This is a genomic window from Streptococcus sanguinis, assembly GCF_001078705.1.
Classification (GTDB): Bacteria; Bacillota; Bacilli; order Lactobacillales; family Streptococcaceae; genus Streptococcus; species Streptococcus sanguinis_D.
The window spans coordinates 1,708,379-1,724,004 of sequence record NZ_CDMW01000001.1; the positions used below are offsets into that span (position 1 = coordinate 1,708,379).

Sequence of the window (15,626 nt, forward strand, 5' to 3'; positions counted from 1 at the left end):
AAGCCAGCTGCTGAAGAAATGTTCAAATATAACTAAAAATCAAGCGAGTCAGCATAACCTGGTCCATTGCCGACGAAGTATCCTGTCTTACAGTTGATACTGAAGAGGTAGGTGCCGTCTGGCTTGAAGAGGTTATAGTAGCCGTTTCCTTTGATAATATTGACGCGTTCCAGGATATAGTTATCTCCAGAAATATAGCCACGTTCACGAGAAGTTTGCAAAATCTTCTCCAAAACGCCAGGATTGAATGTCCAAGCTGGATTGTTGACGTCATCAATAGCCGCTTGGTTATAAGGGACACGACTGAGGTCTCTCTGCAGATTTACTCCGTTGCTAGGAAGACCATAGCCAGAGTAAGAGCTGGAAGCTCCTGAACCAGAAGCAGACGAGCTTAAACCGCCACTTGTACCTGCACCTGCGCCTCCCTGATCAGTAGCAGGAGCTGGAGTTGGTACCTGTTGGCCGCGTCCTTGGGCAATTGCTGCCTTTAGAACTTCATCTAGCTTAGCATTGCCACTTGATACATCTGAGAAGGTCGCATTTGTATTAGCCTTGGCATCCTTGTTCAAGACACCGTCAGTGATCGCTCCACCGTCAAACTGCGAATTGACACTTTGGATAGCTGAAATTTGTTTTACTAGGGAATCATACTTACTCTTGGCTGCATCATAATCTTTGCTGCCTTTTAGCTTTTCAAGTAAGGTTTTTAATTTTTCCAAATCGCCGAATTTACTGTTTTTGACAGCTGTCTGATTGCTATCTGTGAAGAATGCAGCATACTCATCATTAAAGGACTTCAGATCCTTGGCAGTATTATCAGAGCTAGAGGAAGACGAGCTCTTTTTGCTGGACTGCGATGTTGAAGAGCTTGAGCTTGTAACAGTCTTGTGCCCCCAATTATGCCCCAGAGCAAAGTAAAGCCCTGTGCCCGCTACAGCAATCCCGAAAAGTCCTAAAACTGGATAAAGGAAAGCTTTTTTCTTGTAGAAAGGTGTCTTAGGAACCTGTAATTCCTTCTCATCAAGCGGCTCCGGAATAGGACCGTAAGATGTCTTTTGAACGGGAGAAGCGGGAACCGCATCTTCCTGCTCTGTGCGTTGACTGCGAGAACCTAAGGGGTTTGGAGCTGCTTCTGGCTCGCTTGCTGTCTCAGTGCCTGCCGACTGAGCTGCTGGAGTCTCCTGTTCACTTTCAACCTCTTGCCGTCTTTCTTTGATGAAGTCGGTCAAATCAGAAGAGGCTTGAGCAGCTTCCTGCTCCTGCAGCTTTCTGATTTTCTGGGTTTCAAATTTTCCAGCTTCGATTTCCTGACGGTGCTGCTTGATGTACTTATCCAGCACATTGTCGCTTTCATTCACACCGGCTTCCAGCTCCTCTTTTTTACGAGTAGCTTGACCGACTGTCATTTCCTTGGCCTCTTCAAAATCAAGGACCGACTCTTTCTTTTCTTCTTCCGGTGAGTAGTTTTCTTCTTTCGTCACGGCAAATCCTTTCTAATCTAACTGACGTTTGACCCGCTGGCCAAAATACTGATACAAATCAACTTTTAAAGTTCCATTATAAAGTTTGCGTTTTTTATCGGCCTGACTGCCATATTTGCTTTCAAAAGCTTCATCGCTAGTCAGGATAAACTTGCTCCAGGTTTTGAGCGGAGCAAAGGTTTCTCCCATCTCCTGATAAAGACGAGTCACAGCCTCATCATCTAGGAGGCGCTCCCCATACGGCGGATTAGAGATAATCACACCATTAATCTTATCTGTATGCAAATCCTGCAGACGCATCTGCTTAAAGTGAATCTGCTCTGCTACTCCTGCTTGCTCAGCGTTTTTTTGAGCTAGCTCTACCATACGGCCATCGATATCCGAGCCAGAAATATCCAGCTGAATGGTCTGATCAATCTGACTGAGTGCAGTCGAGCGAGCCTGTGCTACCAAGTCTTTATCTACCCAATTCCAGTCTTCAAAGGCAAAGGAACGATGAAGTCCTGGTGCCATCTTCATCCCTATCATAGCAGCCTCGATACAAAAAGTACCAGAGCCGCAAGTCGGATCAATCAAAGGCTTATCTGGATACCAATTGGACAGGAGTAAAATGGCCGCTGCCATATTTTCCTTGATCGGTGCACCGCCCTTATCTGCCCGATAGCCACGTTTGAAGAGGCTAGACCCTGTTGTATCAATCATGACCGTCGCTACATCTTTTAGAATAGAAACCTCTATCCTAAACTCAGCTCCATTTTCCTGCAAAGGAACCCCTTCCGGACGTGCATAATGCTTCTGCAGCTTCTTGACAACCGCCTTTTTAGAAATAGCCTGAACGCTAGGCTCATTGTGAAGTTTTGACTTGACGCATTTGGCCTTGGCAATAGGAAATTTAGCTCCCAGCGGTAGATAATTCTCCCAATCCAGAGCAAAAACTCCCTGAAAGAGCTCTTCAAAAGTCTTGGCTGGAAAACTGCCAACTACAATCTTAATCCGATCGGCCGCGCGCAACCAGAGATTGGTTTGAATAATGGTACTGACATCACCCTCGAAGCGAACCCGGCCATTTTCGACCTGACAATCAAGTCCCAGCTCTCTGATTTCACGGCCGACGACAGCTTCTAGCCCTGCCGCTGCGGTCGCAATTAAATTAAATTTTTCTTTCATCTCGGCTTTTAAATGGATTCCAATCTATACAAACAAAGGGAGTGAGACAAAAATCGTGATTTCGTCACATCGATTTTCCTCACTCTCCCTTTTTAAATTTTGGGCTGAGAAGGTTTCGCTGCCATTTATCAGCTAGCTCATTCCTTGAAATATCCATCAGACAAATGAAGCAACAGCTAGTTGAACTTGGCAGAGAATAGAGCGCTCAGCCACTCTCTTGCTATTCTATTATAAAATTTAAAGAGGACAGGACTTGACGTCCCAGCCTCAGCCTATATGCAATTTTCTGTAAGCCATGTTTTGTTCCGGAAATGACTAGGTACCATTTCCTTCGATAATCATCTGTCTACTGTTTCCAGTCAGAGTGCTATGTTCGCTTCCACGCACTCCATGCCCCGACCAAAGTTTGGGTTGCTAGCTTGAGGGGTTTACCGCGTTCCACTTCTTCTGTTTCCAGAAGAACTACGTCACTGTGGCACTTTCAGACCTAATCAGACATATCCAAAGACTTAGCCCTTTCAGTCGCCGTAACGGAAAAATCCGTCCCTAGGCTTATTTCTTCGCCTAGCACAAACACTACCGGCATCACAGCCAGTGCTAGCATGGACTTTCCTCATGAAAATCTAAAATTTCCACGCGATTATCCAAAAATTGCACTGTTCTAAAAAGAACCATTATTCACGATCCAGAATTTGTTTTCCGAATACTTCCTTTTCAAGACGGTTCAAGCGCTTCAAGATATCAAAATTAGTCGCAGAAGTCATCTGAGGGAAGCTTTCTGCAGTTGACTGAGTCGCTTGTGTTGATTGGACAGGCTGAGTCGGCTGAACCGGTGCTTTTTCAACCGGCTTCGCAGCTAACTCTTCCTTGAGACGGCGATTTTCCTCACGCAGCTCCTTTACCAAGGCTGCGTAAGTCTCATAATCTTTGATAATATCATCCAAAAACTCATCCACTTCGGACTTACTATAGCCGCGTACTTCGCGCTTAAAATCCTGATCAAAAATATCTTTTGCTGTAAAAATAATACTTGCCATCTTCTCTCTCCAATCTAGTTTATCATATTCAATTATAAACAAAATGCCTAATAAAAATCAAGATTTATCATCTAATTTCCCGAAAAATTTTCGGCCACTTCATTCAAGTCATCAAATGTTAATTTTTTGATAAAATATTGTTCTTGTTTTTTCATTTCTTGGTAAAGATATTTCAGTTTTGTCTCCTGTTCTTCATCATAAAAGAGGTAGGCTCCGTCTGTATTTTGAATGACGAATTGATTGTAATCACGAAACTGACTAGGATTTTGGTAGGTCGGATAAGCATACTTGACGAAATCGGTTTGCTTAAAAGCAGCTAATTTTGCCTGATTGGCTTCGTTCCAATTTTCACCTTGATTCTCAAAGAGAAAGATGGTTGCCGTCTGAAATTCATAGTCTTTTTTCAATTCATTCGCTAGATCCAAAACCCAAGACTCGAAGCCCAGATTGCCCATAAAAACCAGCCAATCTACTCCATCTTCCAAAAAACGGATTAAGTCCCTCTTAGCGGCTTCTTTTATAATTTTTATTCTCATATCTTTTTCCGTTGAAATGCCGATTTCAAAGGCTTTGTAGCCTGTTATTAGTAGACTGGTCATTTATTCTCCCTTAAAAAAGTTTTTTGTGGTATAATAGCATCACTCTATTGTACCAATAAGGAGTTTTATGGTCAACTATCCGCATAAGCTAAAGGCAAAAAGCAGTATCAACAGGCCTGTTCCCGGCATTGTTAACTTTGCCAATCGTGGGATGTCTTTTGAAAAGATGATCAACGAATCCAACAGCTACTATCTAAGCAGAGGACTCGCTGTCATCCATAAAAAGCCCACCCCCATTCAGATTGTCAAGGTTGATTATCCGCACCGTAGCCGAGCCAAGATTGTAGAGGCTTACTTTCGGCAAGCTTCCACAACAGACTATTCTGGCGTCTACAAGGGCCATTATATTGACTTTGAAGCCAAGGAAACCCGACAGAAAAAATCGATGCCCATGAAAAATTTTCATTCGCATCAGATTGAGCACATGGAGGCTGTCCTTGAGCAAAAGGGCATCTGCTTTGTCTTACTGCATTTTTCCAGCTTAAGGGAGACTTACCTGCTTCCCGCTTCTTATTTAATTGAGTTTTACAAGATTGACAAGGGAGGGAAGTCCATGCCCTTAACCTACATTCAAGAGCATGGTTATCCGATTGAAATGCAGCAACTTCCCAGCATCCCTTATCTTGAAATTATCGAACAAAAACTACTAGGTGGTATTATAAATGAATAAACAAACTCTTATGCAGGCTTTGAAATATCTTGCAAGTGCACTTATAACCCTGCTTATGATTGGATTCGTAATTGGCTGTTTGGTATTTACCTACTATGCAGTCAAGGCTCCTAAGCTTTCTGAAAAAGATCTCATCGCGACCACATCCAGTAAGATTTTTGACAGCAATAACAATTTGATTGCGGACCTAGGCGCTGAAAAGCGGGTCAATGCTGAAACAAGTGAAATTCCTACGGATTTGGTCAACGCCATTGTCGCCATTGAAGACCATCGCTTCTTCAATCACCGCGGGGTGGACTTTATTCGGATTGCAGGTGCCCTTGTTAGCAACATCCGCGGAGGTCGCCAAGGGGGATCAACTCTGACCCAGCAATTGATTAAGCTGTCCTATTTCTCAACCTCTTCTTCGGACGCGACCCTTTCACGTAAAATCCAAGAAGCTTGGCTGGCCGCTCAACTTGAGCGTAAAGCAACCAAGCAGCAAATCTTGACCTATTATGTCAATAAAGTCTACATGTCTAACAGTAACTACGGTATGCAGACAGCAGCCCGAAGCTACTATGGCAAGGACCTAAAAGACTTGAGCTTACACCAAACGGCTCTGCTGGCAGGTATGCCTCAGGCACCTAACCAATACGACCCTTACACCCATCCAGAGGCTGCAACCAATCGCCGTAATCTGGTACTTCGTGAGATGCATGATCTCAAGTACATCACAGATGAGCAGTATGAGCAAGCTAAGAATACCCCTGTCACCGACGGACTTCAAAGTTTGAAAGCTTCCACTAGCTATCCTGCTTACATGGATAATTATCTTAAGGAAGTAATTGAACAAGTAGAAGAAGAGACTGGCTACAATGTCCTGACAACTGGTATGGAAGTCTATACAAATGTCAACACTGATGCCCAAAAGAAACTCTGGGATATTTACAACACAGGAGACTATGTTGCTTATCCAGATGACGAAATGCAGGTTGCGTCCACCGTTATGGATGTGCAAACTGGTAAAGTCATTGCCCAGCTCGGTTCTCGTAACCAATCTACCAACGTATCCTTTGGTACCAACCAAGCTGTTGAAACCAACCGTGACTTCGGTTCAACAATGAAGCCAATCACCGATTATGCTCCAGCTCTTGAAAATGAAGTCTATACTTCGACAGCCGCTCCTATCACGGATGCTCCATATAACTTCCCGTATTCCAGCACACCCGTCTACAACTGGGATAAGAAATATTATGGCGGGATGACGATTCAATACGCTATTCAGGAATCCCGGAACGTTCCTGCCGTGAAAACGCTGGAAGCCGTTGGTCTGGATGAGTCTCTCAAGTTCCTAAATCGTATTGGGATTAACTATCCTGAAATGTTCTATGTTAATGCCTTTTCAAGTAACACCAGCAAATCCGGCAACGAATACGGAGCCAGCAGTGAAAAAATGGCTGCTGCCTATGCTGCTTTTGCCAATGGTGGTACTTACTACAAACCTCAGTATGTCAATCGCGTCGTCTTCAGTGACGGAACGGAGAAGACCTTCTCCAACAATGGTTCCAAGGCTATGAAGGAAACTACAGCCTACATGATGACCGATATGATGAAAACAGTCTTGCAGTCTGGTACAGGTACAAACGCTGCTATTTCTGGGGTTTATCAGGCTGGTAAGACTGGAACCTCCAACTATGCTGACGATGAATTAGCCAAACTGACCAAGCCTTACTACTACTCTAGCATTGTCACACCAGACGAGCTCTTCGTTGGTTACACGCCTAAGTATTCAATGGCTGTTTGGACTGGCTACTCCAACCGCCTGACACCAATCCTTGATGACGGGGTTAAGGTTGCAACAGATGTCTACCGCGAAATGATGCTTTACCTAGCTCAAGATGGCTCTGCTTCAGAAGATTGGGAAATGCCAGATGGTCTCTACCGCAGTGGCTCTTATGTCTACCTCAACAGTGGCACTGGCTATAACCGTTACTACAATAACCAGCAGTACTATAACTATTCTAGCTATAGCAGTTACAGTACAGAAGCTAGCTCTGACACATCAGCTTCCAGTGAGCATTCTGGTGATTCAAACAATAGCTCTTCTAGCCACAATGACTCATCTTCCGGTGACGGTGGAAATGACTAGAGAGACGAAGATTAGAATACAAACTAAAAGAGTAAGAATTCTTCATTCTTACTCTTTTCTTATTCTCTCATCAAAGCTTACTTTGCCAAAGCCCCCATGGGATCCCAAGGAGCCAAGACAATAGGCTCTGCTTCATATGCTGCTAATTCTGCAGCTGTCAGAAACTCCTTTCGGACGACGATTTGATAGGTATATTCGTCCATCCAAGCGTCAGAGGCTACGAAATAGCCCTTGTTACCAACCTTTTCACCCCAAGAGTTTTCGACCTTCCATTTCTTAGCCTTACCATTTTCATCCAAGTCTACCCCTGTCAAGACCATGGCGTGGGTCATGAGGCTTTCGCTATAGTCCAAGCGGCCAGCCTTGTCCTGAGTTAATCCAATATCCATGCTGGCAGTGAAATCGTGCATCCCCTCAACCATAACACCAGCCTTACGATTGCTAGACTGAGCAACATCCGAACCAAACCAAACAGTCTCGCCAGCCTTCATTTGAGCTATCGCAAGCTCTTTTAGTCGATCCATTTCAACATTCAAATAACGGACTGGCTTACTGCCAACGACATTGCCCAGCATCTCAACTGTATAGGACCTACCATAAGGCTTGTCTGCAGTCGGCGCATTGATGATAGAGACATAGTCATCTAGCTTTAGATCGACATATTTTTGATAGAAAGTCAGAGGTGTCAAGCCGCTCTCACTGTGGAAATGATTGTCCTTATCGCGATAAGAAAAGTCAAACTGGCGAGGCGGCAAGCCTAAATTCATAGCTAGGAAGTTAAAGACTTCTTGTAGGAGTTCTTCTTTCTTGGCCTGAAGTTCAGCAGAGTTTGCACCCTCTGCCACTAATTCTCGCAAAATCTGCGCATCTTGGCGCAAGAGCTTATTGAGAATCTGATTGAGCTCACGGCTGTTACTGGAAGAAATTGACTCCGGATAGACTGACTTAGGCACGACGCCGTATTTCTCAAAGAGGGAAACAACCATATCCCATTGACCGCCATCCTGCTGAGGCGTGTCTAAGAGAAACTTGACCTTGCGACTAGTCAATTCTTGGTCAGCCGTCGCAATCACCTGCTCCAAGAACCAGTTGGATTTTTCATACTTATCCCAAAAGAAAGTATGGGCCTGAGATAGCTCAAAATCTTCCAATTGGAAACCAGCAATCATCTTGTGGCGGAAGGTATTAAGAGCTGCAAACATCCAACAGCGTCCTGAAGCTTTCTGGTCACTGACCTTGTCCTTAGTGAGGTCTAGTGAAAAGACAGGTGTATTTTCCACGGCAGCGCTTCGCTTCTCTAAGGAAGCCAAAAGGCCATTGTGGCTGATGGCATTTTCCATTGCTGCAAACTTGGGATTTGCCTCATAAGCAGCGTATAGCTTATCTGTAAAATCTTGTTCTAACGAATGCATAGAACCCTCCTTGTCATTATACATCTATTATAGAACTTTAAAAAAGGAGCGCAAGTAAAAAAGTTAGGAAAACCTAACTTTTCTTTGTATCCTCTTCTAAAAAATCTACTAGCCTTTTCACTTCCAAAATTCATCAAAAATTGTAATTGGCAAATGGCGTTTGTGCTGGCCTTTATGCCACCAAGACTCGATAGTTTCTTGGGCTTGGGCTGAAACAAACTTGCCTTCGAGGTAGTCATCAATTTCATTGTAGGTCACGCCCAGAGCAACTTCATCCGCAATCCCAGGTTTTTCCTCTTCCAAGTCTGCTGTCGGCACCTTTTCATAGAGGGCCGGATCCGCTCCTAAGGCGGTCAAAAGCTGCTTGCCTTGACGCTTATTGAGACGGTAAAGTGGTAAGATATCTGCTCCGCCATCCCCAAACTTGGTGAAAAAAGCCGTGACATTTTCTGCAGCATGATCCGTCCCAATGACAGCCCCGCTGTATGAACCAGCCAAAGCATACTGGGCAATCATACGGCTGCGGGCCTTGATATTGCCCTTGTTAAAATCAGAGACTTTGGCACCCGTTGCCTCTACAGCCCTTGTCATAGCATCAGCAGATTCCTTGATATTGACTGTCAGACTGACATCAGGCTGAATAAAAGCCAGAGCCTTTTGCGCATCATCTTCATCTGCCTGAACACCGTAAGGCAGGCGGACAGCGATAAAGCGATAGCTATCATCCCCAGTCTCAGCCCGCATTTCCTCTACAGCCAGCTGAGCTAAGCGTCCAGCCAAGGTCGAGTCCTGACCGCCAGAAATTCCCAGAACAAAGCTTTTCAAAAAAGGGTGCTTTCTCAGATAGGCCTTGAGAAAGTCCACCGACTTGCGAATTTCTTCCTCCGGGTCAATGATTGGTTTGACGCCCAGTTGAGCGATGATTTCTTCTTGTAGACTCATTTTTCTGCTCCTGTCTGGTAGGCTTTCTTGCGCATCTGGTCAATCAAATCCATCTTATCCTGCCAGATATCTCTAGCCAAGTCAACTGGATAATCCTGTGGATTGAGAACCCGCTTGTACTCGTCCCAGAGTTTATCAAATTCCTTACGGGCATAGGCTTGAATCTCAGTTAAGGTCGGCTGATTATAAACCAAATTCCCTTCTTGGAAAATGTCCACCAAAAGCGGTACGGCATCAAAATTTTTGACCGTTTTATTGATGTAGGTATAGGTTGGATGGAACATTTCCAGCTCTTCCAAGGCATTGACATCAAGGCCATCATAGGTAATGTAGTCTCCCTCGGACTTCCCTTTTTCACGGCTGGTAATACGCCAAACCTGCTTCTTGCCTGGGGTAGAAACTTTTTCAGCATTATTGGACAGCTTGATGGTATTGCGCAATTCTCCACTCTCATCTTCAATAGCAACTATCTTATAAACTGCTCCTAAAGCCGGCTGATCGTAGGCTGTAATAAGCTTGGTTCCCACGCCCCAGACATCAATCTTAGCCTTTTGCATTTTCAAGTTGAGAATGGTATTTTCATCCAGATCATTGGACGCATAAATCTTAGCATCAGGGAAGCCAGCTTCATCTAATTGCTGCCGAACTTTCTTAGAAATATAGGCAAGGTCTCCCGAATCAATGCGGACACCCAGAAACTTAATTTTGTCCCCTAACTCACGCGCCACCCGAATGGCTGCCGGAACACCTAGGCGCAATGTATCGTAGGTATCTACTAGGAAAACACAGTTATGATGAGTCTCAGCGTAGGCTTTAAAGGCATCATAATCATTCCCATAAACTTGAACGAGAGCATGGGCATGGGTTCCCAAAACTGGAATATCAAAGAGCTTGCCAGCCCGGACATTGCTGGTACCGTTCGCTCCGCCAATCACAGCTGCCCTAGTCCCCCAAATAGCAGCGTCCATTTCCTGGGCCCGGCGCGTACCGAACTCCATCAGAGGTTCATCTTCGATGACAGAGCGGATACGGGCTGCCTTGGTGGCAATCAGCGTCTGAAAATTAACGATATTGAGCAGGGCAGTCTCAACAAGCTGACACTGAGCTAATGGACCTTCCACCTGCACGATTGGCTCATTGGCAAAAACCAAATCACCTTCCTGAACAGACCTTACGGTCAGGCTCATCTTGAGATTCCGCAAATAATCCAGAAATTCTCCGTGATAGCCCAAGGATTGCAAATAATCTAAATCGCTCTGGCTGAATGTCAGATTATTGAGATAGGAAATAATTCTTTCCAAGCCTGCAAAGACTGCGTAGCCGTTATTAAAAGGATTCTTACGGAAAAAAACTTCAAAAACTGCACGCTTGTTGTGAATATTTTGCTTGAAATAAACCTGCATCATGTTGATTTGGTACAAATCAGTGTGCAGAGTTAAACTATCATCTGGGTACATCTTCTTGCTCCTTTTCGCTAGATACCTTTTATTATATCATAATTCCAAAAAAGCTAAGCAAATCCTGTCAACTCACTTGAACAGACACACTTGCTTAGCTTATATTCTTATGCTTGCTCTGTAAGATATTTGTAGGCTTCCTGACTGGCAATGGCACCATCGCCAACAGCCGTCGTAATCTGACGCAGGTCTTTCTGGCGAACATCACCAACAGCGTAAATGCCGGCTACTGAAGTCTTCATCTGATGGTCCGTCAGAATCCAGCCAGCCTCATCAGTAATGCCCAAATCCTTAGCAAATTCACTAACTGGATCCAGGCCGACATAGATAAAGATGCCACCAAAATCTGCTTGGCTAGTTTCACCTGTCTTGACATTCTTGAAGGTTACACCAGTCACCTTACGCTCATCACCATGGATACTTTCCACTACAGAATCCCAGACAAAGCGAATCTTTTCGTTGGCAAAGGCGCGATCCTGCAGCACTTTTTGTGCTCGCAGTTCATCACGACGGTGAACGATGGTCACACTTTTTGCAAAGCGCGTCAGGAAAATAGCTTCCTCTACCGCCGAGTCGCCTCCACCGACAACCAATAGGTCTTCATCACGAAAGAAGGCGCCATCACAGACTGCACAGTAGGAAACGCCGCGGCTGTTGTAGTCTTCCTCACCAGGAACCCCCAGATGTCGATGATTAGCACCAGAAGCAATGATGACCGTTTTAGTTTCAAAACGCTCATCTTCTGTGATGATTTCCTTGAAATCGCCCCGATCTTCAATTTTTTCTACTAGGCCAAATAGATGTTCAACACCTAGATTCTCAAGAGGCTCAAACATTTTCTCTGCTAGCTCTGGACCGCTGATATTGGCATAGCCTGGGTAGTTTTCAATGTCAGCTGTATTGTTCATCTGACCACCAGGAATACCACGCTCCAGCAGGGCAACTTTTAGGTTGCTGCGGGCTGCATAGAGGGCAGCTGTCATGCCGGCAGGCCCAGCTCCAATAATAATTGTATCGTACATAACTCTTCTTTCTCCTTGTTGTAACTAGAATTATTCTAACAACTTTTCTACAGTTTTACAAGCATTTAAGCTTTTAGGACAATGAGCAGGCCCAACGTCGCAAAAGACAGGACTGGAATCGTCATAATGACAATCAGAAGGACATCGTACAGATGACTCTGGCGCTCCTTGGCTGTCTTGTCCTTGCGGCGAATCATCCGTAGTCCAATCCATAAACCCGCAATGATCCCTACACCGACTGCAGTATAAAGCAAGCTCTCGATATAAAGTGCAAATATTTGATCTAACATGTCAACTCCTCAAAGGTCAATCAGCCTTATTCTACAAAAATAAGAATAACTCCAAATCTAGCCATCTACATAAAACACCCACCAGACAAGAAAGCCTGCTCCACAGTATGCTAAGACTGAAAACAAACTCAGCTGGTCTAGCCAACTGAGCCTTCACTGTCTCTATTATATCAAATATAGGTCCGTTTGTAACTAGCAAAAAATTCCTTGGTTCTTTCTTCCTTTGGATGATGGATGATCTCATCTGGTGTCCCAGACTCTATGATTTTCCCCCTGTCCAAAAAGAGTACCCTGTCGGCCACCTGAGCGACAAAGGACATATCATGACTGACCAGGATCATGGTCTGGCCAGACTTGGCTGCATCAGCGATTGATTTCTCTACTTCTCTAACTAACTCGGGATCCAAGGCTGAGGTCGGCTCGTCTAGCAAAAGAACATCTGGCTTCATAGCTAAAGCCCTTGCCAAAGCCACCCGCTGCTTCTGACCGCCTGACAGATGTCTAGGATAGTGATTTTCTCGGTCTGACAAGCCAACCTTTGCTAACTCTTCCTTGGCTAGCTTAGTCGCTTCTTGGTCTGACAATTTCTTAACTACCAGTAGACCTTCCTTAACATTTTCCAGAGCTGTCCGACGAGAAAAGAGGTTGAACTGCTGAAAGACCATGGCTAGCTTGCGGCGCAGCAGCAAGATCTCATCTTTGGAAATCCTTGAAAAATCCACTTTGAAGCCGTCGATGGTGATCTTTCCGCTGTCTGGCTGTTCCAGATAGTTGAGGCTACGGAGGAAGGTTGATTTCCCAGCACCCGAAGAGCCAATCAAAGCTACCACTTCGCCTTTTTGAATATCCAAACTGAGATTATCCAGAACCTTTTGACCTGAAAAAGTCTTACTTAAATGTGAAATATTAATCATCAGATTCCTTCTCCTTCTGCTTGCTGAAGCGATTCAAATTTATCCGGCTGCTTGATATCCATCATCTTTTCAATCCAGCGACCAAGCTGCTCAATGAGAATATTGACAGCCCAATAAATCAGGGACACCGAGATAAAACGCTCAAAATAACGGTAGTCTGCCCCTGCGATAGCCTGCGCCTTGGCAAAAATTTCCACTACACCAGCACTAAAGGCCAGAGAAGTCCCCTTGGTCAAGCCAATCAGGGAATTAATCAGACTAGGCGTCGCTACCACTGCTGCATTGGGGATAATGACACGTATATAAACCTGCTTGTTGGTCATCCCTAAGCTACGAGCAGCCTCGATTTCTCCCGGATCTACGGACAAGATTGCTGCCCGAATGGTCTCACTGGCATAAGCCGCTTCGTTGAAAGCGAAGGCAACAATCGCAAAGACAGATGCTGGTATATCATTGATATTAAAACTTGTGCCATACTGCTGGTTGATGGCCTTGAGCAACAAAGGAATCCCAAAATAAGTCAGCATGAGCTGGACCAGCAGAGGCGTTCCTCTCAGAAAACTGACAAAGAAAGCCTGAATCGGATACAGGACTTTAACCCGATTAATCTTGACGACAGCAAAAACCATGGCAAGCATAATACCAAAGACTGCACCGCCCACCGTCAAAAGAAGGGTGATTGGCAGATTTTGCAAAATGCCCGGAATGGCCTCAAAAACGGCCCTTAAACTAAATAATTTACCATCTGGAATGATCTTGAGAAACTCCTCATACCAACCAGTTGTCAGAAAATAAGTTGTAACCACTATTATTACTTCCTTTTCTTGATAATGAAATATTTTAACATAAATCTGGAACAAAACAAAGAATTTGCTCCGCTTGGACTAGCAAGCTACGGCCTTTTTGACAATTAAAATATGAGCAGTCTGTGCAAATATTATGTATCCGAATACCAAAAAGACCGCACTAAGCCCAATATAAAAATAGACTAGTTTCACTAGTCTATCATATCTATCTCACAAAGACTAATATATTTTTCTTATCACAGCCATAAGAAAAGTATATCACTAAAATGTTTGGCGCTTAGCCTTACGCTCTGCCCGACCACGTGCACGATTCTCTGCTCGCATAGTCTTGCGGCGCTTCTCGTTCACCGCCCACTGGATTTTTTTCTTGTAGCCTGGTTTGATTTTTTTCTTTTTCTTCTTGACCAGCCCTAGCATTTCCGTATCCAGCTTCTCCCGGCTCTTTTCCCGATTGGCCCGGCGGTCTCGGTCGTAGGTATCCTGGAACTCGTCATCCTTTATCATCTTGGGAGTGAACTTAATCCCCATCTTTTCCAACTCCCGAATATCTGAGTCGTCACTCGGCTGGTAGAGAGTAATGGCTGTGCCAGGAAGACCATTACGGCCGGTGCGGCCTACCCGATGGACAAAGAAAGACAAGTCCTGAGGAATGGCATCGTTGATAACATGACTGACACCTTCGATATCAATCCCCCGCGCGGCCAAGTCAGTAGCGACAATGTACTCAAAATCCAGATTTTTGACCTGATTCATGATACGCTTGCGCTCCCGCGGAGCAATATCCCCATGAATTTTAGTAACTTTGAGCCCTTGAGCTGTCAGATAGCTGTGCAGCTCATCTGCCCTCGTCTTGGTATTAACGAAAATCATAGCCAGATAAGGCTGAAGGAGCTGACTGATTTGGTAAATCTGGGCATTCTTGTCTCGTCCCTTGGTTGATAGGAGCCAGTTTTCAATGGTGTCCGCAATGACCGTCTTGGTCTTAATCTGCTCAATAACTGGATTAGACAGGTATTTTTTCAAAAAAGGCTGAAGCTTCTGCGGAATAGTCGCTGAAAAAACGAGAAACTGCAGGTCTTTTGGCAGCCGGCCTGCTATCTTATCAACCGTCGCCAAAAAGCCCATGTCCAGTGTCATATCTGCCTCGTCAACGACAAAGGTCTTGGCCTTGTGAATGGCCAAGTCGTCAGACTCTACCAAGTCATAAATCCGCCCAGGCGTTCCGATGACGATATGAGGCTGACTGGACTCTAACTTCCCAATCTGACGAGCCTTGTCAGTTCCACCGACATAATTGGCCACCCGAATCTCTTTTTCAGAAAAGCTAGCTAACTGCCGAGCCGCCTGATAAATCTGGGCTGCTAGCTCCCGACTTGGGGCTGTAATAACAGCCTGCACGCTGTCTGCTTCCTCATCCAGCATTTGAAAGATTGGTAGCAAAAACGTGTGGGTCTTCCCAGAGCCTGTCTTGGACTCACCGACCAAATCCCGATCTGACAATACCAAAGGAATCAGCTTTTCTTGGACTGGAGTCGCTTCAACGAAGTTCAAATCCCTAAGCGCTTCCTGAATATATTCTTTAAACTTAAATTCTGTAAATTTCATCTTGTCCTCTATTCTATTATCCTAACTATTATACCAAAAAAACTGCCATCCTGCTCCCCCTCAAACCTAAGAAGCAGAAAAGCGAGTCTGAAA

The 15,626-nt window shown here is 44.8% G+C and carries 14 protein-coding genes and 1 other RNA gene; 2 read left to right on the forward strand and 13 right to left on the reverse strand.

What is annotated here, in order from left to right:
- Positions 1-32: 32 nt before the first annotated feature.
- The 5 genes from SSV_RS08625 to SSV_RS08650 all read right to left on the reverse strand — a co-directional run bounded on the left by SSV_RS08625 (position 33) and on the right by SSV_RS08650 (position 4,284).
- Positions 33-1,481 carry a cell division site-positioning protein MapZ family protein gene (locus SSV_RS08625; RefSeq protein ID WP_072074482.1) on the reverse strand — a complete coding sequence of 483 codons (1,449 nt, stop codon included), beginning with the start codon at positions 1,479-1,481 and terminating at the stop codon, positions 33-35.
- Between the two features lie 12 nt (positions 1,482-1,493).
- Positions 1,494-2,648: a THUMP domain-containing class I SAM-dependent RNA methyltransferase gene (locus SSV_RS08630; RefSeq protein WP_072074483.1), complete on the reverse strand. Its 1,155-nt coding sequence runs from the start codon at positions 2,646-2,648 to the stop codon at positions 1,494-1,496.
- A 284-nt stretch (positions 2,649-2,932) separates the two neighbouring features.
- Positions 2,933-3,300: RNase P RNA component class B (gene rnpB / locus SSV_RS08640), an RNA gene on the reverse strand.
- Positions 3,301-3,322: 22 nt separating this feature from the next.
- A complete protein-coding gene (gene gpsB, locus SSV_RS08645) occupies positions 3,323-3,685 on the reverse strand; it encodes a cell division regulator GpsB (RefSeq protein WP_023917285.1) in 363 nt (120 codons plus the stop codon).
- 71 nt (positions 3,686-3,756) lie between these two features.
- Complete coding sequence (locus tag SSV_RS08650) at positions 3,757-4,284, reverse strand: SLOG family protein (RefSeq protein ID WP_002905195.1); 528 nt, start codon at positions 4,282-4,284, stop codon at positions 3,757-3,759.
- A gap of 67 nt (positions 4,285-4,351) precedes the next feature.
- On the opposite strand from SSV_RS08650, the gene recU reads away from it, so the two are divergent.
- Together recU and pbp1a are read left to right on the forward strand one after the other, a co-directional pair.
- A complete protein-coding gene (gene recU / locus SSV_RS08655) occupies positions 4,352-4,954 on the forward strand; it encodes a Holliday junction resolvase RecU (RefSeq protein ID WP_002905196.1) in 603 nt (200 codons plus the stop codon).
- On the forward strand, positions 4,947-7,085 hold the full coding sequence (gene pbp1a, locus SSV_RS08660) for a penicillin-binding protein PBP1A (protein ID WP_072074484.1): 2,139 nt from the start codon (positions 4,947-4,949) through the stop codon (positions 7,083-7,085). The genes recU and pbp1a overlap by 8 nt, the downstream gene beginning before the upstream one ends.
- Positions 7,086-7,162: 77 nt before the next feature.
- On the opposite strand, the gene pepC is transcribed toward pbp1a, so the two are convergent.
- From pepC to SSV_RS08700, 8 genes are all read right to left on the reverse strand, one after another.
- Positions 7,163-8,497, reverse strand: coding sequence for an aminopeptidase C (gene pepC, locus SSV_RS08665; RefSeq protein WP_072074485.1), 1,335 nt, complete (start codon positions 8,495-8,497; stop codon positions 7,163-7,165).
- A gap of 117 nt (positions 8,498-8,614) precedes the next feature.
- Entirely contained in the window at positions 8,615-9,439 is an 825-nt protein-coding gene (gene nadE / locus SSV_RS08670) for an ammonia-dependent NAD(+) synthetase (RefSeq protein ID WP_072074486.1), read from the reverse strand.
- Positions 9,436-10,896 carry a nicotinate phosphoribosyltransferase gene (locus SSV_RS08675; RefSeq protein ID WP_072074487.1) on the reverse strand — a complete coding sequence of 487 codons (1,461 nt, stop codon included), beginning with the start codon at positions 10,894-10,896 and terminating at the stop codon, positions 9,436-9,438. Before SSV_RS08675 ends, nadE begins: the two co-directional genes overlap by 4 nt.
- 107 nt (positions 10,897-11,003) lie before the next feature.
- On the reverse strand, positions 11,004-11,918 hold the full coding sequence (gene trxB / locus SSV_RS08680) for a thioredoxin-disulfide reductase (RefSeq protein WP_072074488.1): 915 nt from the start codon (positions 11,916-11,918) through the stop codon (positions 11,004-11,006).
- A 65-nt stretch (positions 11,919-11,983) separates the two neighbouring features.
- Complete coding sequence (locus SSV_RS08685; protein WP_002893522.1) at positions 11,984-12,208, reverse strand: DUF4059 family protein; 225 nt, start codon at positions 12,206-12,208, stop codon at positions 11,984-11,986.
- A gap of 170 nt (positions 12,209-12,378) precedes the next feature.
- On the reverse strand, positions 12,379-13,122 hold the full coding sequence (locus tag SSV_RS08690; RefSeq protein WP_072074489.1) for an amino acid ABC transporter ATP-binding protein: 744 nt from the start codon (positions 13,120-13,122) through the stop codon (positions 12,379-12,381).
- Complete coding sequence (locus SSV_RS08695; RefSeq protein ID WP_072074490.1) at positions 13,122-13,928, reverse strand: amino acid ABC transporter permease; 807 nt, start codon at positions 13,926-13,928, stop codon at positions 13,122-13,124. Before SSV_RS08695 ends, SSV_RS08690 begins: the two co-directional genes overlap by 1 nt.
- A 261-nt stretch (positions 13,929-14,189) precedes the next feature.
- Entirely contained in the window at positions 14,190-15,533 is a 1,344-nt protein-coding gene (locus SSV_RS08700) for a DEAD/DEAH box helicase (protein ID WP_072074491.1), read from the reverse strand.
- Between the last annotated feature and the right edge of the window lie 93 nt (positions 15,534-15,626).